This is a genomic window from Calothrix sp. PCC 6303 (assembly GCF_000317435.1).
Classification (GTDB): domain Bacteria; phylum Cyanobacteriota; class Cyanobacteriia; order Cyanobacteriales; family Nostocaceae; genus PCC-6303.
Genome location: NC_019751.1, coordinates 6,554,068 through 6,578,703, shown reverse-complemented (window position 1 = coordinate 6,578,703; position 24,636 = coordinate 6,554,068). Strand labels below are relative to the sequence as shown.

At 40.4% G+C, this 24,636-nt stretch carries 14 protein-coding genes and 1 other RNA gene; 6 read left to right on the top strand and 9 right to left on the bottom strand.

Going from position 1 to position 24,636, the window contains the following annotated elements; all coding sequences use genetic code 11:
* Positions 1-90: 90 nt before the first annotated feature.
* Complete coding sequence (locus CAL6303_RS26725; protein WP_015200965.1) at positions 91-1,464, bottom strand: FHA domain-containing protein; 1,374 nt, start codon at positions 1,462-1,464, stop codon at positions 91-93.
* A 20-nt stretch (positions 1,465-1,484) separates the two neighbouring features.
* Positions 1,485-3,002 (bottom strand): 4Fe-4S binding protein, encoded by a 1,518-nt coding sequence (locus CAL6303_RS26720; RefSeq protein ID WP_015200964.1) that lies wholly within the window; start codon positions 3,000-3,002, stop codon positions 1,485-1,487.
* Positions 3,003-3,254: 252 nt separating this feature from the next.
* On the opposite strand from CAL6303_RS26720, the gene recQ reads away from it, so the two are divergent.
* Entirely contained in the window at positions 3,255-5,429 is a 2,175-nt protein-coding gene (gene recQ, locus CAL6303_RS26715; RefSeq protein WP_015200963.1) for a DNA helicase RecQ, read from the top strand.
* Between the two features lie 70 nt (positions 5,430-5,499).
* On the opposite strand, the gene proB is transcribed toward recQ, so the two are convergent.
* Complete coding sequence (gene proB, locus CAL6303_RS26710; RefSeq protein WP_015200962.1) at positions 5,500-6,597, bottom strand: glutamate 5-kinase; 1,098 nt, start codon at positions 6,595-6,597, stop codon at positions 5,500-5,502.
* A 119-nt stretch (positions 6,598-6,716) separates the two neighbouring features.
* On the opposite strand from proB, the gene CAL6303_RS26705 reads away from it, so the two are divergent.
* From CAL6303_RS26705 to CAL6303_RS26685, 5 genes are all read left to right on the top strand, one after another.
* On the top strand, positions 6,717-7,931 hold the full coding sequence (locus CAL6303_RS26705; protein ID WP_015200961.1) for a Coenzyme F420 hydrogenase/dehydrogenase, beta subunit C-terminal domain: 1,215 nt from the start codon (positions 6,717-6,719) through the stop codon (positions 7,929-7,931).
* 670 nt (positions 7,932-8,601) lie between these two features.
* Positions 8,602-11,607, top strand: a complete 3,006-nt coding sequence (locus tag CAL6303_RS26700) for a PAS domain-containing protein (RefSeq protein WP_015200960.1) — start codon at positions 8,602-8,604, stop codon at positions 11,605-11,607.
* A gap of 168 nt (positions 11,608-11,775) precedes the next feature.
* Positions 11,776-16,419, top strand: coding sequence for a GAF domain-containing protein (locus CAL6303_RS26695; RefSeq protein WP_015200959.1), 4,644 nt, complete (start codon positions 11,776-11,778; stop codon positions 16,417-16,419).
* A 236-nt stretch (positions 16,420-16,655) separates the two neighbouring features.
* On the top strand, positions 16,656-17,846 hold the full coding sequence (locus tag CAL6303_RS26690) for a GNAT family N-acetyltransferase (protein WP_015200958.1): 1,191 nt from the start codon (positions 16,656-16,658) through the stop codon (positions 17,844-17,846).
* 206 nt (positions 17,847-18,052) lie between these two features.
* Entirely contained in the window at positions 18,053-18,436 is a 384-nt protein-coding gene (locus CAL6303_RS26685) for a DUF4346 domain-containing protein (RefSeq protein WP_015200957.1), read from the top strand.
* Positions 18,437-18,593: 157 nt separating this feature from the next.
* Here the strand turns inward: CAL6303_RS26685 and psb32 are convergent, their stop codons facing one another.
* From psb32 to CAL6303_RS26660, 6 genes are all read right to left on the bottom strand, one after another.
* Entirely contained in the window at positions 18,594-19,331 is a 738-nt protein-coding gene (gene psb32 / locus CAL6303_RS26680; protein WP_015200956.1) for a photosystem II repair protein Psb32, read from the bottom strand.
* Positions 19,332-19,513: 182 nt separating this feature from the next.
* Positions 19,514-20,806, bottom strand: coding sequence for a M16 family metallopeptidase (locus CAL6303_RS26675; protein ID WP_015200955.1), 1,293 nt, complete (start codon positions 20,804-20,806; stop codon positions 19,514-19,516).
* A 40-nt stretch (positions 20,807-20,846) separates the two neighbouring features.
* Positions 20,847-22,100, bottom strand: a complete 1,254-nt coding sequence (locus tag CAL6303_RS26670; protein ID WP_015200954.1) for a M16 family metallopeptidase — start codon at positions 22,098-22,100, stop codon at positions 20,847-20,849.
* Between the two features lie 186 nt (positions 22,101-22,286).
* Positions 22,287-22,469: non-coding RNA, 6S RNA (gene ssrS / locus CAL6303_RS28865), on the bottom strand.
* Positions 22,470-22,550: 81 nt separating this feature from the next.
* Complete coding sequence (locus CAL6303_RS26665; RefSeq protein WP_015200953.1) at positions 22,551-23,771, bottom strand: 5-(carboxyamino)imidazole ribonucleotide synthase; 1,221 nt, start codon at positions 23,769-23,771, stop codon at positions 22,551-22,553.
* A complete protein-coding gene (locus tag CAL6303_RS26660) occupies positions 23,768-24,256 on the bottom strand; it encodes a pentapeptide repeat-containing protein (RefSeq protein WP_015200952.1) in 489 nt (162 codons plus the stop codon). The genes CAL6303_RS26665 and CAL6303_RS26660 overlap by 4 nt, the downstream gene beginning before the upstream one ends.
* Positions 24,257-24,636 lie beyond the last annotated feature (380 nt).

Sequence of the window (24,636 nt, the reverse complement as noted above, 5' to 3'; positions counted from 1 at the left end):
TGTATAAAAAATCTTATTAGTTACTTATTCCCCAGGATACTTTGTTTATCAGTAAAGACGGGTAAAACTTTAAACATTATTCAAGCATCATCAAGCATCAATAGTAACTTTTCCCACAGGTTGAGCAATACAAGTTAGGCATAGTTTTTGTTTGCGATCGCTTGAGTCTAAAGCTTTAGGTTCTTTGATATACTTTACTTCTCCGGATAATATAGTGCTTTTACAGATTCCACATACTCCAGAACCACAGGAACGTTTAATACTCACACCATGTTTATTTGCCAAGCTTTGAATCACTTCTTCTCCGTCATAGGCAATTTCTTTACCCGATTTGGCAAAAACAACTACAGATGAAGTAATAATAGGTTCTGCTACAGGTACCGTGTTATATTGGTTTTCAGCTATTTTACTACCACCAAAGCTCTCCTCATAATAATTCTGCATCGGTAAGCCTAAATTCTGAAGCTGAGTTTTTACCGTTGCCATAAATCCATCAGCACCGCAGATATAAGCTGTACGTGATCCTAAATCCGGAACCATTAATTGTAAAATGGCTTGATTTAAACGTCCACTATATCCTAACCAAGTTTGCCCAGGTTTTTTCCGCGTGACTGTAACTGACAAATGAAAATTGTGATACTTCATTGCCATCATTTCTAACTCTTGACGAAAAATAATTTCATCAGGACTACTAGCACTATGAATAAAAATAATATCAACATCCAAACCAGCTTCTAATAACCAACGTGACATAGACATCATTGGTGTAATTCCACTACCTGCGGAAATGAAAAGTAATTTTGATGTCGGTTTTAATCCACAGGTAAAGTCACCATAGCAGCCTGATAATTCTAGTTTTGCACCAACTTTGATATTGTTATGTAACCAATTGGAAACTAATCCTTCAGTGACACGCTTCACTGTAATTTCAATTGTGTGGGGACGTGACGGGGATGAAGAGATAGAATAGGGACGTTGAATTTTTTGCCCTTCTATTTCTAAATTGAGGATAATAAATTGTCCTGGTTGATAATTAAATAAAACTGGCATTTTCCCCACTAAAACAAATGTTTTTGTGGTGGGTGTTTCATTAATTATCCGTACACATTCTACTGTTAAATCTCCTTGATTCCACCAACAAATATCATTTTTTTTACTCTGGCAATTATCATAGTCTTCGACAGAGATAAAATAGTCACAAATTTTGATTGCATCACCTTCCTGCAAAATATAACTCTGCATTTTAGATAAAGCCAAATTATTAATATGGGAACCATTTGTACTATTTAAATCAATATATTCGATTTTTCCCTCACGAACCGTGATCATTCCATGAATACTACTAACTTCTTGATCATTAATAAAAATATGACAAGTATCAGTTCTCCCAACTAAATATGCTTCTCCTGTCCATTTATACTCTTGAGAAGATTTTGTTTTATTGTTAATAACCTTGATTTTCATGATCCTTATTTAACTCAAACTTACTGTTGAGATATATCGTCCTGGTTAAATTTATCAGGATTAACTCTAGGAACTGTATGTCCTGGATCAATATTTTTAGGTTTGATGCTCAAAACGGTGCGATTTGGATCTAAATTTCCAGATTCAATTCTGAGAATCGTGCGAATACGGGTATTTCCATTCTGATTTCCCTTGCTAATCTTCATTCGAGTGATGCGAGGAACTGTGTATTGATTATTAACTGTTTGATTTGATATTACTATACCTTTCGCACCTACTAAACTGCTGGGTAGTTGCTTTGATGGGGAATTATAGGCAAAATTTTCTTCTTCGTATTTTTGTAATGTCCGATGCCAATTTCGAGAAAGCCATAATGTACTAACTAATACAAATAATCCTTGAAATACTAGTTGAAAAACAAAAGGCAGACGTAATATTTCCCCGCGTCCAGCGTAGATAAAAAAGAAGTTGAAGGCAATAAAAGTACTAAGGGAAAAGAATTGGTGTTGAGGTTGTTTCTTTCCTAGCAATTTATTATTGCGTCTAGCATACTTTATGTAAATCTTCTCTAACTTTTTACCAAAGTAATAGGTGAACCAAACAAATACACCTAAAGTTAATGGTGCAGCAATCAATTTAGGTATGGGAATTGCCCGATTTGCTATGTAAAATCCAGGTTGCCATATTTTCGAGATTTGATTTGGTTCATGATGCCAAAATCCGCTGTAATAGTAATCGAAATTACCAGCATAAAGAACTTGATAAGCAAAGAAACCAATTACTAACCCGACATAGCCATATTGAATTAGTTTTCGTCCTGGTTGAATTAATTCCTGCCAATATGCATCTTCACTATCAATATCTTTGCACGGAGATTTACAAGCTGTACAAGTTGCTTCTTCCTGGTGATATGAGATTGTTTGCCGACACATTGATTGGGTAATCCCGTTAGGTGATTCAAGGGATTTGGTTTCTAATAGTCCTCCTACTCCAACTATGACAGTTTGGACTGGTGCAAATGGACAAATATAGTGACACCAGCTACGTCCACCATATATATATACGGTGATCATTGCCGATAAAATTGTTAATAAGAGAAATGAGCCGAGAATAATTCGCTCGGAATTGAGAAATAAAATTCGTAATACTAAGCCAATAAATAATAGTGAGAATTGTAAATATAAATGATTGCGAATTAACCATTGATTATCTTCAATATTTAAAGAAGATTTTAAGTTAAAAGCACGAGGAAGTTGGGAAAAAAAGTAAAGTGGACAAATCCGCCGCCAAAATTCATGTCCGAATAGCATTAAAATCATCACAGCGCTGGGAACAATGTAATTCCACCAAACTCTGCTTCCCATTTGATAAGGTTCCTGCTTTAAGCAGTGTGCTTGAACCTGAATGCAAGAACCGGTAGCAGCTGTGAATGCTTTTGATATCGGATCATAAAATAGCGAAGCAATTAAAATTAACCACAAAACAGCTAACACCCACCTGACAGAGTGCATTCTTTTTTCCGACACTTGATTAATCATTTTCTTGAACCCTCCTACTGAATATTTTATCTGCCATCGATTGATAAAATAACAATGTTAGTCAAACCCGCAATCATCTGCTCACATTAGAAAGATGTTCCATCGGAACGTCTCTATGAGGGTTTTTGATGTACTTCCATTTATCTGATATCTACTGTTCAATGTGTTTTAAATCAAAAATATTTGCGCTAGATTATTTATTTGTGCTTTGATCGTTTTGATCGGCTCACAGAGACCCTGACAGGCTGCCCTATGCTTCAGTATTCTAACTTAGAAACCACGTTAAAGTATTACTTCGGTTATGATAATTTTCGTCTTGGGCAAAGGGAAATTATCGAGGAAGCGCTACAAAATAAGGATTTGATGGTGGTGATGCCTACAGGTGGTGGAAAATCGTTGTGTTTTCAACTACCTGCTTTGATGAAAAAAGGTGTGACAATTGTGGTATCCCCGTTAATTGCTTTGATGCAGGATCAAGTAGAGACACTACGGAAAAATGGGATTGCCGCAACATTTCTTAATAGTAGCTTGAATAGTTATCAAGTGCGATCGCGTGAGCAAGCAATCCTGGAAGGAAAGGTAAAATTAGTCTATGTAGCCCCTGAACGTTTAGTAAGTGAAAGATTTCTACCTTTCTTAGATCTAGTAAACCATCAAGTGGGCATCGCTGGATTTGCCATTGATGAAGCACACTGCGTATCAGAATGGGGACATGATTTTCGTCCAGAATATCGCCAGTTAATCACACTTCGTCAACGTTATTCTGGAATTCCCCTTTTTGCCCTAACTGCCACCGCCACCGATCGAGTCAGGGCTGATATCATTGAACAGCTGGGACTTCAAGAACCTAGTATCCACATTGCCAGCTTTAACCGTCAAAATCTCTACTACGAAGTTCGTCCCAAAACCAAAACGGTATACGCTGAAGTTCTAGAACTAATTCGAGAATCTGAAGCATCCACCATCATTTACTGTTTAACTCGCAAACAGGTTGACGAACTTACCTTTAAACTCCAACATGATAAAATTTCTGCTTTAGCTTACCACGCTGGATTAAGCGATGAAGAACGTACAAATAACCAAACCCGGTTTATTCGTGATGATGTGCGCGTTATGGTTGCCACTGTTGCTTTTGGGATGGGTATCGATAAACCCGATGTGCGCTTGGTAATTCACTACAACCTACCACGAAATATCGAAGGGTACTACCAAGAATCAGGACGGGCGGGAAGAGATGGAGAACCATCCCGCTGTACAATGTTTTTCGGAGTTGGCGATATCAAAACCATAGAATGGAGTATCAACCAAAAAACTGATTCCCAAGAACAACTCATAGCCAAACAGCAACTGCGTCAAGTTATAGATTTTGCTGAAGGTACTGATTGTCGTCGCACCATTCAACTGGGTTACTTTGGTGAACGTTTTTTAGGAAACTGTGGAAACTGTGATAATTGTCGTTATCCCAAACCTGTGCAAGATTGGACAGTGGAAGCGATGAAGTTTTTATCTTGTGTTGCTAGATGCAAAGAAAAATTTGGTATGGGACACATTATTGATGTGTTGCGGGGTGGGAAGACAGAAAAAATCAAGCTTTATAAACATGATACCCTCTCCACCTACGGCATCGGCAAAGATAAAAGTTTAGATGAATGGCGGATGTTGGGACGTTCTCTATTACATCAGGGTTTAGTTGAACAATCAAGTGATGGTTATGGTGTCTTAAAACTTAATTCCCTCAGTTGGGAAGTGATGCGTCGTCAACGCAATGTCTCTGTAGCTGTGTTAACAGTGCAAAGGGAAAATGTTAAAGAAAAAAGTCAAAAAGCAGTGGCAGCAGAAATGCTATTGCAGCGGTTGCGGGGGTTACGTAAGAGTTTGGCAGATGAACAAAAAATCGCACCATACGCGATTTTTGCAGACTCCAGCTTGAAGTTAATGTCACAAAGTCTTCCCCGCACCAAAGCAGATTTTGCCAAACTTTCCGGTGTGGGAAAACATAAATTAACTGAATATGGCGATCGATTTGTCGCCGAAATTCAAGCTTTTTGTCGAGAAAATAATATACCAGAAACTAAAATTATAGAAACTAAAACGCAATTTACTACAGTTAGTGATGATTCACCTTCCACAACAGAATTAGTTACTTTGCAACTGCATAAACAAGGTTTGAGTATTGGGGAAATTGCCCAAGAACGTAATTTACGCTCTACAACAATAATTCGTCATTTATCTGACTTAATTGAAAAGGATCAATCTATAGATATTAATCAATTGGTGGATTTAGAAAAGCAAAAGAAAATTCGCCAGGTTTTAGATATATTGGGTGATATTTCTCTCACACCAATTAAGGAATATTTGGGTGATGATTATAGCTTTGATGATATTCGTTTGGTGCGGGGAATTTGGCGGAAGAAAGGAAAGAAGTGAAAATACAAGTTTGGATTTAATTGAATGTCTTTCCCTAAAGTCTGCCATGATCATCCCACCCTGGCAAGCTTTACATTAAAACTAAATTATCGCGGTGAATCACGGTTTCTACACCTTTGTATCCAAGGATTTGAGCGATCGCTTGTGACTTTTGACCCTGAATTTTGCGTAGTTCTTCACTTCCATAGTTTACCAGTCCTCTGGCTATTTCATTGCCAGTGCGATCGCATAACTGAACGGCTTCTTGAATATCAAATTCTCCCTCAACTAAAATTATACCCGCTGCCAGTAAGGATTTGCCGCTTTGGGCGATCGCAGATACTGCACCTGCATCTAAATACAGTTTTCCTGCGGGTACCAAACCATAGGCAATCCAGCGTTTCCTGGCTGATGTGGGTTCTGGTTGCGCTTGGAACTGCGTACCAATATCCTCACCCTGAATAATTTTGGTAATATTGCGTGGTTGTTTCCCTTCAGTAATTACAGTTCTCACCCCCGCAGACGTGGCAATTCTCGCGGCAGAAATTTTGGTTTTCATTCCCCCTGTCCCCCATTGTGTCCCCTGCATCCCAGTTTCAACTTCTAAATCTTTGATGTTGCTTACCAAGCTAATGGGTTTGGCATCTGGTACCGAGCGAGGATCAGCAGAGTATAATCGATCCACATCCGTCAGCAAAAACAACCAATCGGCTTCCACCAAACTGGCAACCAATGCCGAAAGCGTGTCATTATCACCAAATTTCAGTTCTTCCACCGCCACAGTATCATTTTCGTTAACAATGGGAATTACACCCAACTGCAACAATTCATTAAAAGTATTGTAAACATTTAAATAGCGGCTACGCTGCACCAAGTCACTACGGGTTAGCAAAACTTGGGCAATGGGTTGCTGTAAAGTTGTAAATAAGTCGTCGTAAATTCGCATCAGTCGTCCCTGTCCCACAGCCGCTACAGCCTGCTTGAGGGCGATATTTTTGGGACGTTCAGTTAAACCTAATCGCGCACAACCCACACCCACAGCACCAGATGACACTAAGATGACGCGGTATCCTTGACGCTGTAATTGTGTCAGGATTTCTGCTAAAGTCGCAATGGTGGATAGCGCCAGTTGCCCGGTTTCTGGTTGCGTGAGGCTGGATGTTCCAATTTTGATAACGAGAGTTTGCATCTGAAAGGGGAAAAGGAAAGAGTATTTTTGTAAATTCTTCCTATTTGTTATCGTGGCAGACTTTGTGCAAAGTAACGCATTAAGCTATCGTATTTTTGAAAATAGTAAAAAAACATAACATGACAGCTATATTCCCACACAAAAAAGCTAAAGCACTCAAAGCTGGTAGTCGTCGTCCAGCAAAAGAATTATGCAGTGAATGTGGATTATGCGATACATATTTTGTTCATTATGTCAAGAATGCTTGTGCATTTATTAATCAGCAAATAGGGGCTTTAGAGCAGCAAACTCACGGACGCGAACGACTTACGTCGCGCCAGCTTCCCATTCTTGAAAATCCCGATGAATTATATTTTGGTGTCCATCAGCAAATGATGGCAGCTAGAAAAGTTGAACCCATCGAGGGGGCACAGTGGACGGGAATTGTGAGTTCCATTGCCATTGAAATGCTCAACCGTGGGATGGTGGAAGGGGTAGTATGTGTCCAAAACACCAAAGAAGACCGTTTTCAACCAATGCCAGTAATTGCCAGGACTCCTGAGGAAATTCTCGCCGCCCGTGTGAATAAACCCACCCTATCCCCCAACCTATCGGTGCTGGAAGAAATCGAAAAATCAGGGATGAAACGCCTATTAGTAATTGGCGTTGGTTGTCAAATCCAAGCTTTGCGAGCGGTAGAAAAACAGCTAGGCTTAGAAAAACTCTATGTTTTGGGGACTCCTTGTGTTGATAACGTTACCCGCGCTGGGTTACAGAAATTCTTGGACACCACCAGCAAATCTCCGGATACAGTTGTGTATTACGAGTTTATGCAAGATTTTCGCGTACATTTCAAGCACGAAGATGGTTCTTTGGAAACAGTCCCCTTCTTTGGCTTGAATACCAAAGAACTCAAAGATGTCTTTGCCCCTTCCTGTATGAGTTGCTTTGACTATGTAAATTCCCTGGCAGATTTGGTAGTTGGGTATATGGGCGCACCATTTGGTTGGCAATGGCTCATAGTACGGAATGATACAGGAAAAGAAATGTTAGAATTGGTACAAGACCAAATTGAGACTCAACCTGTAACGTCTCAAGGAAAACGCCAAGAAGCCGTTCAGCAGAGTATCCCTGCTTACGATAAAGGCGTAACTTTACCAATGTGGGCAGCAAAATTAATGGGTGTGGTAATCGAAAAAATTGGTCCTAAGGGTTTAGAATACGCCCGTTTTTCGATTGATTCCCACTTTACCCGCAATTATTTGTATGTCAAACGACACCACCCTGAGAAACTAGAATCACATGTGCCGGAGTTTGCCAAGCAAATTGTCAAACAATATAAATTACCAGAGTAAGTGAAGTACCCCATCTTGCCTTCGGCTGAAAATGGGGCTTCCAATTTCAACTAGCACAAGGACGGTCTTATTCGTCTACGGAGTTTCCCGTCTCATTCGCAATTGCCTCCACTAGCCATCTAGCTTTTGGTCTTACACCGCGTCCACAGGCAGAACCTCGCCTTCCGCAAGGTTATAACTTTTTAGTCCTACTCGCCTTGGATTTACGGCAATAGCCAACCAGCTAGGTTTTCAGATTCCCTGAACTCTGCCGAGTACATACTTTATACCCAAAGGGTGGCCTCTTAGTCAGTCAGGTGGGTCATCGACCGATACAATTATACCAGATTGTGCGCTGGATAGAGCGCACGTTGCTATCCATCCCCAGCTTGTAGAAGCATGGGGAATTCCGCAAATTTCGTTAAAAAATAAGTAATGAGTAATGAGTAAGGGACTTCCAAGAAATAATTTCTCCAATTTTGTGGAGTGGGCTTCTAGCCCGCTCAATATAAGGACGGGCTGGAAGCCCATCCCACAAGAAATAATTTGGGTATTTTTTTATTTGGAAGTCCCTAATAAGTAATAAGTCTGTTTTTTGACGACGATTTTGATTTTGTATAGACGTGTGTGTACACCGTAGCTTACAAGTCACAGGAAACAAAAAATCTCTTCTCCTGCCCCTGCTTTCCCCATGACTGGTTTAATATTAATTGTTGATGATGAAAGTTTAGTGCGATCGCATCTGCGGGAATTGCTAGAAAATACAGGTTATGTAGTGGCAGAAGCTGAGACAGGAGAAGAAGCCCTGTCAATGTATAGTCAGCTACATCCAGATTTGTTGTTACTGGATGCGACCATGCCAGAAATGGACGGTTTTACTTGTTGTCAGAGGTTGCAATTACTTCCGACTGGTGACAAAATTCCAGTATTAATTATGACCGATGATTCTGATCAAGTAGCAATTGAAAAGGCTTTTGCAGTTGGGGCAACCGATTATATCCAAAAGCCGATTCAATGGTGTGTTTTGAAACGAAGAATACAACAAATACTAGTAGCCCGCAGAACCATGGAAGAATTGCGTAGCTTGCGGGACGTAGCTTGTTCAACGGAAGTCGTAAGTCTTTCCCAAGCTCAACAGTCATATTTGCCAGAGACGCAGTTACGGGTGGCACTACAAGCGACGCGGATGGGGATTTGGGATTGGGACATTAATACGGGTTTACTTACATGGTCAAATGATCAACAGATATTATTTGGTTTTAATCCTGGCGAATTTGATGGTAAATACGAAACTTTTTGCAGATGTATTCACTTTGATAGCCGTCATGTTGTCACCAATGCAGTTGAAAAAGCCATCAATGACGATGTTGAATATGACATTGAATTTAGAATTTTGTTACCCGATGGAAATATGCGCTGGGTTGCCAGTAAAGGGGTAGTAATTCGTGATGCTTCGCAGGTAGCATTGAGAATGACTGGTGTTGATACGGATATCACCAAGCGCAAGCAAAACGAGTCAGCTTTGGAAGTGTATGCTAACCATCAAGCCTTAATTGGTGAACTTAGTCAATTGGCATTAGCTGGTAGTGATTTAACCACATTATTTGAATGGGCTGTTTTTTTTCTGGCTAAAAGTTTGGCAGTTGAATACACCAAAGTTTTGGAACTAATGCCAGATGGAGAAAACTTGTTGTTGCGGGCTGGGGTTGGATGGATGCCCGGTTTGGTGGGAAATGCTTTGGTAGGAACAGATGTTAAATCTCAAGCTGGTTATACGCTACTTTCTAATGAACCTATTGTCACTGACTTACGAACAGAAAGGCGATTCTATCAACCACAGATATTATGTGATCACCGCGTCATTAGTGGTGTCAGCGTGTTAATTCACGGAAACAAACGTCCTTTTGGGGTTTTGGGGGCACATACCAGATTACGTAGAAAATTTACGCAAGAAGATGTTTATTTTTTACAAGCAGTAGCAAATATTTTAGGAACAGCAATCGAGAGAAAGCTTTCAGAAGAAGCTCTCAGGCAAAGCGAAGAACGCTTCCAAATATTAGCAAGGGCAACAAATGATACTGTTTGGGATTGGAACTTAATTACAAATCAGGTGTGGTGGAATGAATCTGTAAAAACCCAATTTGGTTATTCACCTCGAAGCAGCAAAACCGATCATCACTGGTGGAGCGATCGCTTACATCCAGAAGAGCGGGAAATTGTGTTAGCCAACTTGAAAAAGGTAATCGATGGTGGAGAACAATCTTGGTCAAGTGAATACCGTTTTCGTAATGATAGCCACCAATATAGCCATATTTTTGACCGTGGATTTGTGGTCAGAAATCAAGATGGGCAAGCAGTACGGATGATTGGGGCAATGATGGACATTACAGATCGCAAACATGCTCAAGAAGAGCTAGTTAAACAGAACATGCGAAGCTTGCGCGAGGTAAGTCGTTCGCAGTTATTCGCCGATATCACATTAAAGATTCGCCAATCCCTGCAAATTGATGAAATTCTCCAAACCAGTGTCAACGAAGTCCAAAAACTCCTAGATGCAGATCGGGTTTTGATCGTCCGTCTTGATCCCGATTGGTCAATCAAAGTTGTTAAAGAAGCCCTAATTCCTGGATGTACATCAATTCAAGGACATGATATCAATGATCCTTGCTTTAATCAAACCTATATAGAAAAATATCGCCAAGGGGGAATTAGTGCGAACGACTTACGTCGCGCAAGCTTCGCTAACATCGAAGAAAGCAACATTCAAGGCTGTCATGCGGAATTTCTTCGACAATTCGGTGTTAAAGCTAACCTAGTTGTCCCAATTTTAGTCCAAAACCAACTGTGGGGACTATTAATTACCCACCAATGTAGCCATCCCCGTCCTTGGACAACCTGGGAAACTGAGCTTTTATCACAACTCGCTGATCAAATTGGCATCGCCCTAGCCCAAGGTAAACTATTAGAAACAGAAACCCGTCAGCGTCTAGAACTTGCCCGTTCTAATGAAGAATTGCAGCAATTTGCCTTTGTCGCTTCCCACGACTTACAAGAACCACTGCGAAAAATCAAAGCCTTCGGTAATCGACTCAAAGTTACCTCTAGCGATAATCTCGGCGAACAAGGACTAGATTACATCGAACGCATGACAAATGCCTCTGAGCGAATGCAATCGTTGATTGAAGACCTATTAATGTTGTCACGAATTACAACCAGGGCACAACCATTTGTACCTGTGAATTTAGTTCAAGTTACCGCCGAAGTCTTATCCGACTTAGAAGTAAGTCTTCAACAAACAGGTGGACAAGTAGAAGTTCACAATCTTCCAGTTATTAACGCTGATCCGATCCAAATAAGGCAACTCTTACAAAACCTCATTGGTAATGCTTTAAAATTTCACCGTCCCCAAGTATCACCCTTAATAAAAATTTATGGTCAAATATTAACTAAACCTGATGGTACTGAAGAATGTGAAATTACCATCGAAGATAACGGTATTGGGTTTGATGAAAAATACCTAGACCGAATTTTTAACGTTTTTCAACGTCTTCATGGACGTAGCCAATATGAAGGTACAGGTATTGGTTTAGCTATCTGTCGCAAAATCGTCGAGCGTCATCAAGGTAAAATTACTGCACATAGTCGTCTAGGATATGGGGCAAAGTTTATTGTCACTTTACCGAAATATTGGGTGTGAACTGTCTAAAGCCCCGTCCTTCTGGGACGGCTTTTTATTGTATTTTCATTTAATGGGTAGAATTTTTGTTATCTTCTTAAGATTCTTAAAATAAAATGTATTTGCTCTCTTAACTTATATATTGTTAATGGGAATAATAAAAAATGAATCCTTTTGCATTAATTATGCATGTTTAATCACATAAATGCTCTCACCTCATCAGAACTAAAATCCGCCATTGTTCGTTATCCGTTGACAGTGAAACCAGATACAACAGTGATGGATGCGATCGCCCAAATGAGCGGTGTGCGGAGTCTTTGTGAAACAACTGCATCTGTTGACAAGCAATTGGATGAACTATATTTAGAAGCACGCTCAAGTTGTGTGCTAGTGGTGGAAAATGAAAATTTAATAGGTATTTTCACTGAGAGAGATGTGGTGCGCCTCTGTGCCCAACAGGTTCCTCTGGAAAATTTGGCAATTCGAGAGGTGATGATCCATCCAGTAGTTACCATACGTGAATCTGAATTCACAGATTTATTTTCGGCAGTTCAACTCATCCAGCAGCACCGTATTCGCCACTTACCAATCCTGGATGAGCAGAATTGTATAGTAGGGTTGATAACCCACGAAAGTCTGCGGCACTCTTCTCGTCCTGTAGATTTATTGCGGTTGCGGCTAGTATCAGAGGTGATGACAAGTGAGGTGATTTGTGCCGCACCAGATGCCTCCATGCTGGTGATCGCCCAGCTAATGGCAAAACATCGGGTTAGCTCCATCATGATTATAGAATCAGATGATCAGCAAACTCCAGCTTTAGCAACTCCTGTGGGAATTATTACCGAGCGTGATGTTGTACAGTTTCAGGCATTGGGCTTGAATCTAAAAACCTGTCTAGCAATGACAGTGATGAGTACGCCAATTTTTGCTGTTCAACCTGATGATTCCCTATGGCTGGTACAGCAAACCATGGAACAACGCTTGATCCGCAGGTTGGCAGTGACAGGACAACAGGGTGAATTATTGGGAATTATCACTCAAACAAATTTGTTACAAGCCCTCAACTCCTTAGAAATATTCAAGTTAGCAGAGGTATTGGAAAAAAAAGTAGTACGCTTGGAAGCAGAGAAAATCCAACTACTAGAAAGCCGCACCGTTGAACTAGAGCAGGAAATTAAAGCTAGGACGAATATCCTCATAGCTAAAGCAGAGCGCGAGAAGTTGGTGACAGATCTCGCCACACAAATTCGTTCATCTCTGAGTTTGCAAACAATTTTGGACACCACCGTGGCAGAGGTACGGAAATTATTGGGTTGCGATCGCGTGAACATTTGGCAGTTTGATCAGAATTGGCAAGCGATCGCAGTTGCTGAGTCCACTAACTCCTCACGTTCACTGCTGGGCGAGTGCATTAATGAAACCTGCTTCAAAGAACAATATAGTGAAATTTATCGCCAGGGACGGATTCGTGTCGTATCTGATATTTACAACGCCAAAATCTCCGATTGTCACCGCGATATGTTGGTGGGTATCGAGACGCGAGCCAAAATTTTGGTACCCCTATTGTGTGGTGATCAGCTTTGGGGTTTACTCAATGTCTCCGAAAGTCACCACCCCCGTGATTGGCAGCCAGAAGAAGTCGAATTGCTACAAGTGTTATCAGTACACCTAGCGGTGGTGCTTCAGCAAGCCACAACCTACCAAAAATTGCAAGAGGAACTCATTGATCGTCAACAAGCAGAAGCACTACTCCAAGAAAGTGAAGAACGCTACATCACATTAACTACTAATGCTCCTGTGGGTATTTTTCGTACCGATACTGATGGGAAATGCATATATGTTAACGATCATTGGTGTCTAATTTCTGGAATTGCCCCAGAGGATGCCTTTGGAGACGGATGGCGACAAGGATTACACCCCGAAGATAGAGACAAAATCACGGCAGAGTGGTACCAATCGGCTCAAGAATGCCGCCCCTTTCAACTTGAGTATCGCTTTCAACGACCTGGTGATGGTAAGGTGGCATGGGTCTACGGGAAATCTGTAATAGAGAGGAATGCCAACGGAGATGTAATTGGCTATGTAGGAACAATTACTGATATTACCGACCGTAAACGTATACAGTTAACATTACAAAAATTAGTTGAGGGAACAGCCGCCGTTACTGGAGAGGACTTTTTTAACGCTTTAGTACGCCACATTGCCGAAGCCTTGAATGTCCCCTATGTCATAGTTACAGAACTTGCAGACGATAAGCTCCATACCTTGAGCTTTTGGGCAAATGGAGCCTTACAACCGCCAATTTCCTACCATCCGGCTCTTACTCCCTGCGAATGTACTCTCAGAAATGGGGAATTTTACTGTAAAAACCAAGTTCAGAAATTTTTTCCTGACGATTTAGACTTGGTGACGATGCAGGCAAATAGTTATTTGGGTATTGCCTTAAAAGATGATCATGGCAATGCCATTGGCAATCTTTGCATTCTAGATGTGCAGCCATTTCGGGAGACGCAATACAGTGAAGCACTCCCTATTCTTCAGGTATTTGCAGCGCGAGCAGCGGCAGAATTACAACGCAAGGTAGCAAACAATGCAATATATCGCTTAAATCATAGTTTGGAAAAGAGGGTAGAACAGCGAACTCAAGAACTACAAGCACGAGAAGCTCAACTGCGTGATCTGTTTGACAACGCCACCGATTTAATTCAAAGTGTTGCTGCCGATGGTCAGATTGTATTCGTGAATAAGGCATGGAAACAAACTTTGGGATATGACGATACTGACTTAAAGCAGTTGTCTATTTTCCAGATTATTCATCCTGATGAATTAGTCAACTTTCAAACAACAATGCAAGGCATATTTGCTGCTTCCGATTGCTTAAGGATGGAAACCAGATTCTTGACAAAAGATGGTAGAGATCTGATTGTTGAGGGGAATATCAATTGTCAATTTCAAGATGGTATCCCCATTGCGACACAGGGTATTTTTCGGGATATTACCCAGCGCAAACAAGCTGATGAAACCATTCGACTGCAAGTCAAACGAGACAGTTTACTACGAGAAATTACTCAGAAAATTCGTCAATCTCTAGACCTACATACTATTTTTGATACTGCTTGTCAGGAAATCCGTCAAGCACTTCAAGCTGATCGGGTAGGGATTTTCAAATTTTATCCTGAATCCAATTTTGATGATGGCGAATTTGTAGCTGAATCTGTGGTTGAGGGATTTTCCTCCGTGATGAAGATTCGGGTACATGATCACTGCTTTGGCGAAAATTATTCATCTCTGTATTCCGAGGGTAGATTTTATGCTGTTGAGGATATTTATAATGGGGAACTGAAAAACTGCCACACTAGCATCCTGGCTCAGTTCCAAGTACGTGCCAATTTAATTATGCCCTTACTTTGCGGTGCTGATTTATGGGGCTTGCTATGCATTCATCAATGTGCAACAACTCGCACTTGGCAGCAGCCAGAAATTAACTTGACACAGCAGCTTTCCAACCAGTTAGCGATCGCTATTCAACAAGCAAATCTGTATGATCAATTGCAACAAGAACTCACCGAACGACAACAAGCAGAGGCAAAGTTAACCCATAGCAATCAAAAATTGGAAATTTCTAACCAACAACTTGCCCGTGCCACCCGCCTTAAAGATGAATTCCTAGCCAACATGAGCCACGAACTTCGTACCCCCCTCAACGCTATTCTGGGGATGACTGAAGGACTACAAGAACAAGTTTTTGGCACCATTAATACAAAACAACTTAAAGCTTTGGAAACTATTGAGCGCAGCAGTTCCCATTTGCTGGAATTGATCAACGATATTCTGGATGTGGCAAAAATTGAAGCCGGACAAATTGAACTTGATTACACCAGTACTTCAGTCTCTCATTTGTGTGAATCAAGTCTGGTATTTATTAAACAACAGGCATTACAAAAACGTATTCAACTGCAAATAAAACTTCCAGGCAATTTACCTGAATTGCTTGTGGATGAACGACGCATTCGTCAAGTATTAATTAACTTACTTAATAATGCCCTCAAATTTACTCCAGAAAAAGGACAGATTACCTTAGAAGTTATGCAACTTCCACCCGACATATCATCTATCGATTCAACGGAGCAATATTTCTTACAATTTGCTGTAATTGATACGGGTATTGGTATCTCGCCAGAAAATATCAACAAATTATTTCAACCCTTTGTACAGATTGATAGCTCCTTAAATCGTCAGTATGCAGGTACAGGCTTAGGGCTAGCATTAGTCAAGCGAATTGTCGAACTCCATGGCGGTAGGGTGGGGTTAACTAGTGAACTAGGTATAGGCAGTCGTTTCACGATAGATCTGCCATTTAATCACAGTTCTACCCTGTCACGGGAAAAAATAGGAGGTGAAAAATCAACTGTTACTCTAGAACAAGATCTTCAAATGGCTGAAGAAACAACAAATATAGCCCCCCTAATCTTATTAGCAGAAGATAACGAAGCCAATATAAGTACAGTTTCTAGCTACCTTGGCGCTAAAGGTTATCGTATTGTGTTAGCAAATGATGGACAAGAAGCTATCGACTGTGCTAGAAACCATCGTCCCGATTTAATCTTGATGGATATTCAAATGCCAGGGATGGATGGTTTAGAGGCAATGAAACAGATTCGTCTTGACCCGAAATTAGCGGATATTCCGATCATAGCGCTTACAGCATTAGCAATGACAGGCGACCGCGATCGCTGTTTAGCAGCAGGTGCTAATGAATACTTGAGTAAGCCTGTGAAGCTTAAGCAACTGGCTAGCACAATTCAACAACTCATAGCAGCCAAGGAAAACTAATGAATGCAAGTAGGCAGTTGGGATAAGCGCAAACAAGGCGTGTAGCTTTGCTTCCACCTTAGTTTGTAAGAAGGCTTTGAGTAAAGTTTACGATTTGTTACCATCAACACTGGATTCCTTTCTTGTCTAATTCAGGTTTATAGAGATTTTTAATCCTAACCTTTTCTCCTCTCCTCAAAAAATCATGTAGATTAAGTTAAGTAAAGCTGTATATTTTTGCGTTCCAAAAAGCCACGATGCTGAAATCTCGCTATTCTATTGCTTGGATAAATAAACTTGCACAAGTACCACAAGCAGCCTGGGATGCTTTGGCAATGCCTCTAAAAACGCCATTTTTAGAGTGGGAATGGCTGAATAATTTGGAGGTGTCTGGAAGTGCGACGGCAAGAAATGGGTGGTTGCCGAATCATTTGACAATTTGGCGTGAAGGTGTGTTGATTGCTGCTGCACCACTATATTTGAAGGGACATAGTTACGGTGAATTTATTTTTGATAATCAATGGGCTGATTTAGCGCAGCGCATTGGGATTGAGTATTATCCGAAAATGGTGGGGATGACTCCTTTTACTCCTGCGGAGGGTTATCGATTTTTAATTGCACCGGGGGAAGATGAGGGGGAAATTGTGGAAATGATGGTGCATGAGATTGATGTTTTCTGCACGAAGCATGGAATTAGTGGATGTCATTTCCTGTATGTCGATCCTACCTGGAAATCGGTTTTAGAAAGAAGTGGTTTTACGGGTTGGATAAATCACAATTTTGTCTGGCAAAATTCCGATTTTAGTAGTTTTAATGATTATTTAGCTGTTTTTAATGCTAACCAAAGACGTAATATTAAGCGGGAACGTCAAGCTGTAGAGAAAGCTGGTTTACGACTCAAAGCTTTGACAGGGGAAGAAATTACCAAGCCGATGTTAGGTTTGATGTATGATTTTTATGCTGATACCTGTGACAAGTTTGGTTGGTGGGGAAGTAAATACTTAACTAAACGCTTCTTTGAATCCCTGTCTGATCAATATAGCGATCGCGTGTTGCTAATGGCGGCATATAATCAGGACAATGACCAAACCCCCGTCGGTATGTCGTTTTGTTTATATAAAGGTGAACGACTCTATGGGCGTTATTGGGGAAGCTTTCAGGATATAGACTGCTTACATTTTGATGCTTGCTACTATTCACCAATTGAATGGGCAATCAATAACGGTATCAAGATTTTTGATCCTGGTGCTGGTGGAAGACATAAAAAACGTCGAGGTTTTCCCGCAACCCCAAACCACAGCTTGCATCGATTTTACAATAACCGTTTGCAGCAGATTCTCTGCCCTTATATTCGAGAAATAAATCAACTCGAACAAAAGGAAATCGAGGCAATTAATGCTGAATTACCATTTAACCAAAAAAATAATTCTGGGGCATCTACTACATGAAATCAAGAGCAAGAATTTCAATCAAAATAAATGGTTGATTTCTGCACGCAGGAATCGCGTGACTTCCAGTCATGCGAGGTTCAATTATTTACTTCCTTTCTGCTGTGGGTGGGAAAAGTATCATAATCTTTCAGCATTGTCCATGAAAATACTAAACTGTAAATAAGACAACAAATCTTAAGATAGTAATTTGTGAGGGGAAATTCATGGATTTAACACTGGAAAATCTTACAGCAATTGATGACAAACTATCGCAGCGTTACATCGAACTTGATCCCGAAGGTTATTTTATTATATACGTTGACCGTGAAGCTGGTATTATATGTGCCAAGCACTATTCCAATATAATTAATGATAAAGGTTTAGCGGTTAATCCCGAAACTGGTGAGGTGATTCCGGCAAAGGGAAAAGTTGAACGCAGTAATATGACTCTTTATACTGGCAGAACTGCTAAGGAGTTATGTGTGAAATTATTTGAAGAAATTAAACCTTCTCCTGTAAGTATGCTTGACCATGCGGCATATTTGGGAAGAGAATTTCTCAGGGCAGAAATTGCTTTGATTTCGCAACGAGAGTATGTGCAGGATTAGGAAATAGGGTGACAGATTGGTTTGCGTCAATCTATCACCCTTTAGGAACTTCCGCTGTTTCAACTAAATCTGAAACTATCTAGAGAGTGAACATCCTCAGATTAGATGTCGTGTCTATTTTTGTATCATGGTTAAAGGCTAACTAGCGAGATTTTATTTACCCATCAGAAGAAGGTTGATTCACTTGATATATATAGTATGTTGCCATGGGGATGACGGTAGCAGCGATTAAAAGTCCGATTACCCAAGCTGTGGAATTACCACGTTCTTTTTCAGTTTCTTCTGAAGATGCAAAGGTGCTTTCAACTCGAACATTATCAACGATTTCTGGTGGACCTGGATCTGGTTTTCCGCTCAGAATTGCCACTACGCGATCGCTTACATCCAAAAATGCCTGATTATATCTATTACCATCCCGTAATGGTGCCATTAATGTTTCATCAGTGATACTTTTAGCTGTATCATCTGCAAGTGTAGCCTTGACGGCATCACCAGTTATAATTGCATTCCCGTTAGTCAGAGTGTCGATCATGATCAAGGTTTGGTTTACTTGTGCTTCTTTGCTGGGAAACCATTTCTCAAACAATGCTTTGGTAAAACTCTCCGGGGTTTCACCATAATCGAGACGACGAACTGTAATAAATCTGACTTCGTTACCCGATGCTTGAGCTAATTCTGATAATGCACTGCTAATTTTACCTTCATTGGCACGACTGATAACATCAGCTTCATCCACTACCCAAGTATCGGGTGTAAGTCCTGATATTTCATATACACCTGTTGCTAAAGCTGGAGTCGCTAATAGCGTTATCGCTAAAATCACCATCACTAGGCTATGAACAATTGCCTTGATGGATTTTTTCCAGCTTTTGAATGTGTTGAGGAGCTGTTTCATTGAAATAGACCATTCATACTGACTTCCTCAAAAATACTACACAACAAGTACCCGTGAAGTCTCGTTTTTCGAGAAAAAGGCTAAATCCATCCTTCCAGCAGTTATCTATATTCAACAAGAAGGCTTTGCGTACAGCCAAAAGCTAGGAAAATAGACCTTAAGGTGTTGAAACTGTTCCCTGTTCACTGCTTGCTGTTACCTGATTTAATTGCCTTCCTCACAGCTTCCTCTTGTCCAACTATTGATACATAAGGTGTAAGTAAATGCCGACAAGCAGCAGCATATATTTGTTCTGCATTAACAGCGCTAATCATTTCTTGGAAGCGGATATCAAAGTCAATACCTAGTCCCAAGGTTTCATACCATCCATAAATTTGGGCGATTTGGGCGTTAGTTTGTTTACCCAAAGCATATTGACCCAGAATTTTATTTTTTGCTGCTTGGATTGTATCATCGCACAGAGGAGCAGACGAAAGTAAATCGACTTCGTTTTTCAAACCGTCTAAAGCGATTCTGGTATTTTCCGGTGCAGTCCCCATATATACAATAAATGAGGCAGTAAGGAGACGAGTTGGATAAAATGCGGAAACTTCGTAGGCTAAACCGCGTTTTTCGCGTAATTCTACAAATAAGCGGCTAGAAAGTCCGTTACCTAGGTAGGTTGATAATAGTTTTAAAGCAGCATAGTCAGGAGAATCAACAGCGGGTGCGAGATAACCCAGCATGATGATTGACTGTTGGGTTTGTTGAAATGTGCTAATAGCGTGGGGTGCAGTATCAATCTCAGATACAGTTAAACCTGGAATTGGTTGGTTAATGGGTGCTTGCCAATCACCAAAGACTTCTTGGATTAGTGCGATCGCATCACTAGATTTAATCCTACCAGCTATACTAATTACTAAATTATCTGGGCGAAAATAGGTTTGGTGATATTTCACCAAATCATCGCGGGTTAAACTTGCCATGGTTTTTTCATCACCTAACCCTGATTGGGAATAGGGATGATCTTTGTACATTGCCAAGCGTAATTGTTCAAAAGCAATACTGAAAGGTTGTTCTTTTTGGGAGCGAATATCTTGAAGTGCTAACCGTCTTTCTAATTCTACTTCCAACTCTGGGAAAGTAGGCGATCGCATAATTCTCCCAGCTAGCGCTAACATGTTGGCAAAGTCTGCCGTTACCGTTTTGAGAGACACCAAAAAATAATCAGCACTTGCGTCTGTACCCAAACTAGCACCTACCGACTCCACCTGCTCGGCAATTTCCATGCTAGAAAGTCCGTCACATCCCTTAGTTAGCAATGCCGATAGCAAATGAGCTAAACCTGATTTTTCTGATGGTTCATGACAACTCCCAGAACGGATAAAAATTCGTCCGGCTATGATATCCGCAGTGGGGTTCTCTGTTAATAACACCACAATTCCGTTATCTAAAACAGTTCTGTGAATATGGGAGTTTCTTGGCAAGGTTGTCATAAATTAGGAGGTTATTTTGTAGAGATGAGACAATTACATCTCACTTCATCACAGTTACTGTATATTTTTCTGGAGAAAGATAACTATTAGCGAGTTTTTGCAGTTCTAAGACATCATACGACAAAATTTGCTGCGGATAAGTTACAGCAATTTCGGGTTGGGCAACTGTACTGTAATATCCATACAAGCTAGCTATTTGGTTGGGAGTTTCTGTAGAAAACGCATAATCACTGCACAACAAGCGTTGACATCGAGTTAATTCAGCTTGACTAATTCCTTCTGAAAGTAGCTTTTCTAAATGTAAGCAAATCAAAGCTTCCACAGTCTCAATATTCTTGGGTTCCAACCATGCAGTAATTGTAAATAAGCTGGATTCCTTTTGCAGAGAAAAATTACTACAAATTCCCTGAACTAACTGTTGTTCCTCCCGTAAATCCCGCACTAAGCGCGATGTGCGTCCCTCTGCTAATAATGTTGATAACAAATCCATCCCGTAAGCTGCCCTCAATTTTTCTACTCCAGGACAAACCCAAGCCATAATTAACCTAGCTTGTTCTAATCTAGGGATAGCAATTTCTTGACGATTAATTCCGGTAATTATTGGTTTTGATGTTGTTTCCGGCTGTAAAAACCCATAGCAATCACTGGTAAATTCACAAAACGTCTCACCAACAATTTCTAACGCTGATGCTTGAGAAATTCCACCCACAACTACAGCAGTCATATTTTCCGGTTGGTAATATTTTCCGTGAAAATTTCGCATTGCGGCAGGTGAATTTTGCATCAATTCCGACTCAGTTCCCAAAACAGAACGTCCGTAGGGATGATGTTGATAGATATTATTAATTAAATGTTGGTATCCTAACCAATCAGGATCGTCTTGTGCTTGACGAATTTCTTCTATTACTACATCTCGTTCTCGATTGAATTCATCATCGGGAATTGCTGGATGAAGCAACATTTCCAACATTTGTGGCAATATTTCCCCCAAATGGTCTGATACGGTAGTCAGATTATAATGGGCATAATCATAACTAGTAGCAGCATTACTTACTCCACCTCGGTTTTCAATATTTCTATCGAATACTCCTGGTGCGACTTTGGCAGTACCTTTAAAGATCATATGTTCTAAAAAGTGAGCCATGCCAAAATACGGTTGAGATTCTAAAGCTGAACCTGCACCCACCCAAATATCAGCCACAACAACGGGAGTCGCAGTAATCTGTTGATGAATGAATGTTAATCCATTGTCTAATTTACAGACTGAAGCTGGAAACTCTTTATTAATCGACATTAATCGACTTTTATGTATAATATCTTTGCTGTTTATAGCCAAAATTTGGCTAATTTAACTAATCTTAACTGTTATTCAAATTACATTTAGACTCAATTTATACAAATAATACAAATTACAGGTTGAGGTGTCGAGACTTAATAATTAAAGCCTCCAAAGTTTTATCAACTTTGAAGGCTTCAAATATTGTGTACCGCAACGCCGTTTTACCTAAGTTTTTGACCTGGAAAATCCAGGTGGGAACCAGTTCCTCCGTTTAAAGTTTCCGGGTACATGCCCGGTATACTGCCACGAGAATTGTAAGGCTCCCTTTTGCTTCAAGTTATAGATCAAAAAACTTGATGGCAGTCACCAACGTCACAGTACAACAACCCCATTATAACCTTCCAAAATCATGTTGTGTCTTGATTAAAGGAAAATTTACCATTTTTGATTTAATCATGACTTTGCCTAACTTTGAGTCGGGTACCAGATTGATTCTATTTGTTGGGCTGTTGCGATCGCATGTTCTCGCCGACACTGGTCTAATATAACAGTTACATGTCCCAATTTGCGTCCAGGACGGGATTCGGTTTTCCCGTACCAATGGAGATGTGCTTGGGGTATTTCTTCTATTTGTTGACGCTTTGACAGATAATCACTTTGAGAATTTTCATATCCCAAGAGATTCACCATCACTGCACCTGGACAATTTAGAGCAGTGTTTCCTAATGGTAAACCACAAACTGCTCGTAGGTGTTGCTCAAACTGAGAAGTCTGGCAAGCATCTAGGGAGAAGTGTCCAGAGTTATGGGTTCTTGGGGCTATCTCATTCACTAGCACTTTGTCATCTGCCGTCAGGAATAGTTCTATTCCAAAGACTCCAATCACCTCTAAATGATTGAGTAAAGTACAAGCTATATTGGCAGTTTGGGCTGCTACCTGGGGTGAGATATCCGCAGGGGCAATAACTCGCCGACATACCTGTTCCTCTTGTTGAGTCTCTACCACTGGATAGATGACAACTTCTCCATTTACTGATCTAGCTGCGATAACAGCTAATTCACGAGTGAAGGGAATGAATTCTTCCAATAGATATATCGGTTGTGTGGATGAGTATCTAGAGTGGTGAGTGGAGGCAAGGATTTCTTTTAGCTGTCCTAGGTTTTTGACAATGTAAGTTCCTTGTCCATCATAACCATGACGACGAGCTTTGAGAACCACAGGGAAACCTAATTGTGTCAAGCCAGAATCACTTGATGCAATTATCGCTTCACTATCCAAAGGGAGGAAATTAGGAACGGGTAAATTTAAATCTTTGAGGTAACAGCGTTGGTGGTATTTATCCAACAAGGGTGCCAAAGCTTCGAGTCGCGGACGAAAGCAAACACCTTTGTGTGCCAAAATCGACAGTGCTTCCACATCAACAAATTCATTTTCAAAGGTAATCACATCACTTTTTTTCGCAAGTTCAGCAGTGGCAATGGCATCATCAACCCTTGCTTGCACAAAAAAGTCTGACTTTAAATCGTATCTTGTGAACTTTTGGACTGGTTTCTGCAATAATGCGATCGCAACAGCCGGATCATCAGGACTGGGAGTTTGGACTACCAACTCAACTCCTAGCTTTTTCGCTGCACCACCCATCATCCAAGCCAACTGTCCACCACCAATTACACCAACACGCTTCATTTACACCCTAGCGAATAACGAGTTTCAACACCAGTTTGAGAATTTACACCACTAGCTATGTTGCACAATTCTCTAATTTGTGCACCATCTAAGATTGCATCTGTAAAATCTGCACCATTGATCTTTACATCAGTAAAAATCGCACGCAGCAATAGCGCTTCCTGAAGGACGGCATCACTTAAATCCGCCCCTGTTAAGTTTACCTGATCCACTAGTGCATTTGCTAAATTTGCTCCATGTAGATTGGCTTTAGTCATAGTTGATGCACTCATTACAGCACCTCGTAAATCTGCACCCCTAAAGTCAGCTAATTCCATATTGGCATTAGAAAATTCGGCTGCTTGCAGGCTTTGTCCTGAAAAATCCTGACGGGCTAATTGGGCATTACTAAATGATAGTGGGTGTGTCCAGTCTGCCAATGCTGGAGATGTCAAGAAAAATGCATCTATGACTAATATCAATACTACAACTTTTCGCCAAAACATAACTAATTAGATCAGGTAGGTTGCTTTTCTCAGCTTACAGCTTGTAACTTCACACTATACACATCAGTTTTTGTCATTTTTGGGGATCAAGAGTAGTTCCGTAACCATAGAGGTAAATTAAGCACTTTATCCCTAGAAAATTAGATTATCTAGTCAAAGACTAGAATCTCAATCTTCATAAAAATCAATAATCTCAGTATATAGACTTAAGGCTTTTTCTAATTTTTTAGCGACAAATTTAAAATATCTACTGGTAGGCAAATTTATCAAAGATCAAACCATTGATGTTTTAAGCATAAATTCATCATTTATTGCCAAGAATAGCTCTTTAGTTTAACTTAATATTTTCTATTTTTTGATATATATCAAGACTTGTGAGT

Bases quoted from the DNA above. Each gene is read 5' to 3' on its own strand.
- CAL6303_RS26725 (WP_015200965.1), bottom strand. From the start codon at position 1,464: ATGAAAATCAAGGTTATTAACAATAAAACAAAATCTTCTCAAGAGTAT.
- CAL6303_RS26720 (WP_015200964.1), bottom strand. From the start codon at position 3,002: ATGATTAATCAAGTGTCGGAAAAAAGAATGCACTCTGTCAGGTGGGTG.
- recQ (WP_015200963.1), top strand. From the start codon at position 3,255: ATGCTTCAGTATTCTAACTTAGAAACCACGTTAAAGTATTACTTCGGT.
- proB (WP_015200962.1), bottom strand. From the start codon at position 6,597: ATGCAAACTCTCGTTATCAAAATTGGAACATCCAGCCTCACGCAACCA.
- CAL6303_RS26705 (WP_015200961.1), top strand. From the start codon at position 6,717: ATGACAGCTATATTCCCACACAAAAAAGCTAAAGCACTCAAAGCTGGT.
- CAL6303_RS26700 (WP_015200960.1), top strand. From the start codon at position 8,602: ATGACTGGTTTAATATTAATTGTTGATGATGAAAGTTTAGTGCGATCG.
- CAL6303_RS26695 (WP_015200959.1), top strand. From the start codon at position 11,776: ATGTTTAATCACATAAATGCTCTCACCTCATCAGAACTAAAATCCGCC.
- CAL6303_RS26690 (WP_015200958.1), top strand. From the start codon at position 16,656: ATGCTGAAATCTCGCTATTCTATTGCTTGGATAAATAAACTTGCACAA.
- CAL6303_RS26685 (WP_015200957.1), top strand. From the start codon at position 18,053: ATGGATTTAACACTGGAAAATCTTACAGCAATTGATGACAAACTATCG.
- psb32 (WP_015200956.1), bottom strand. From the start codon at position 19,331: ATGAAACAGCTCCTCAACACATTCAAAAGCTGGAAAAAATCCATCAAG.
- CAL6303_RS26675 (WP_015200955.1), bottom strand. From the start codon at position 20,806: ATGACAACCTTGCCAAGAAACTCCCATATTCACAGAACTGTTTTAGAT.
- CAL6303_RS26670 (WP_015200954.1), bottom strand. From the start codon at position 22,100: ATGTCGATTAATAAAGAGTTTCCAGCTTCAGTCTGTAAATTAGACAAT.
- CAL6303_RS26665 (WP_015200953.1), bottom strand. From the start codon at position 23,771: ATGAAGCGTGTTGGTGTAATTGGTGGTGGACAGTTGGCTTGGATGATG.
- CAL6303_RS26660 (WP_015200952.1), bottom strand. From the start codon at position 24,256: ATGTTTTGGCGAAAAGTTGTAGTATTGATATTAGTCATAGATGCATTT.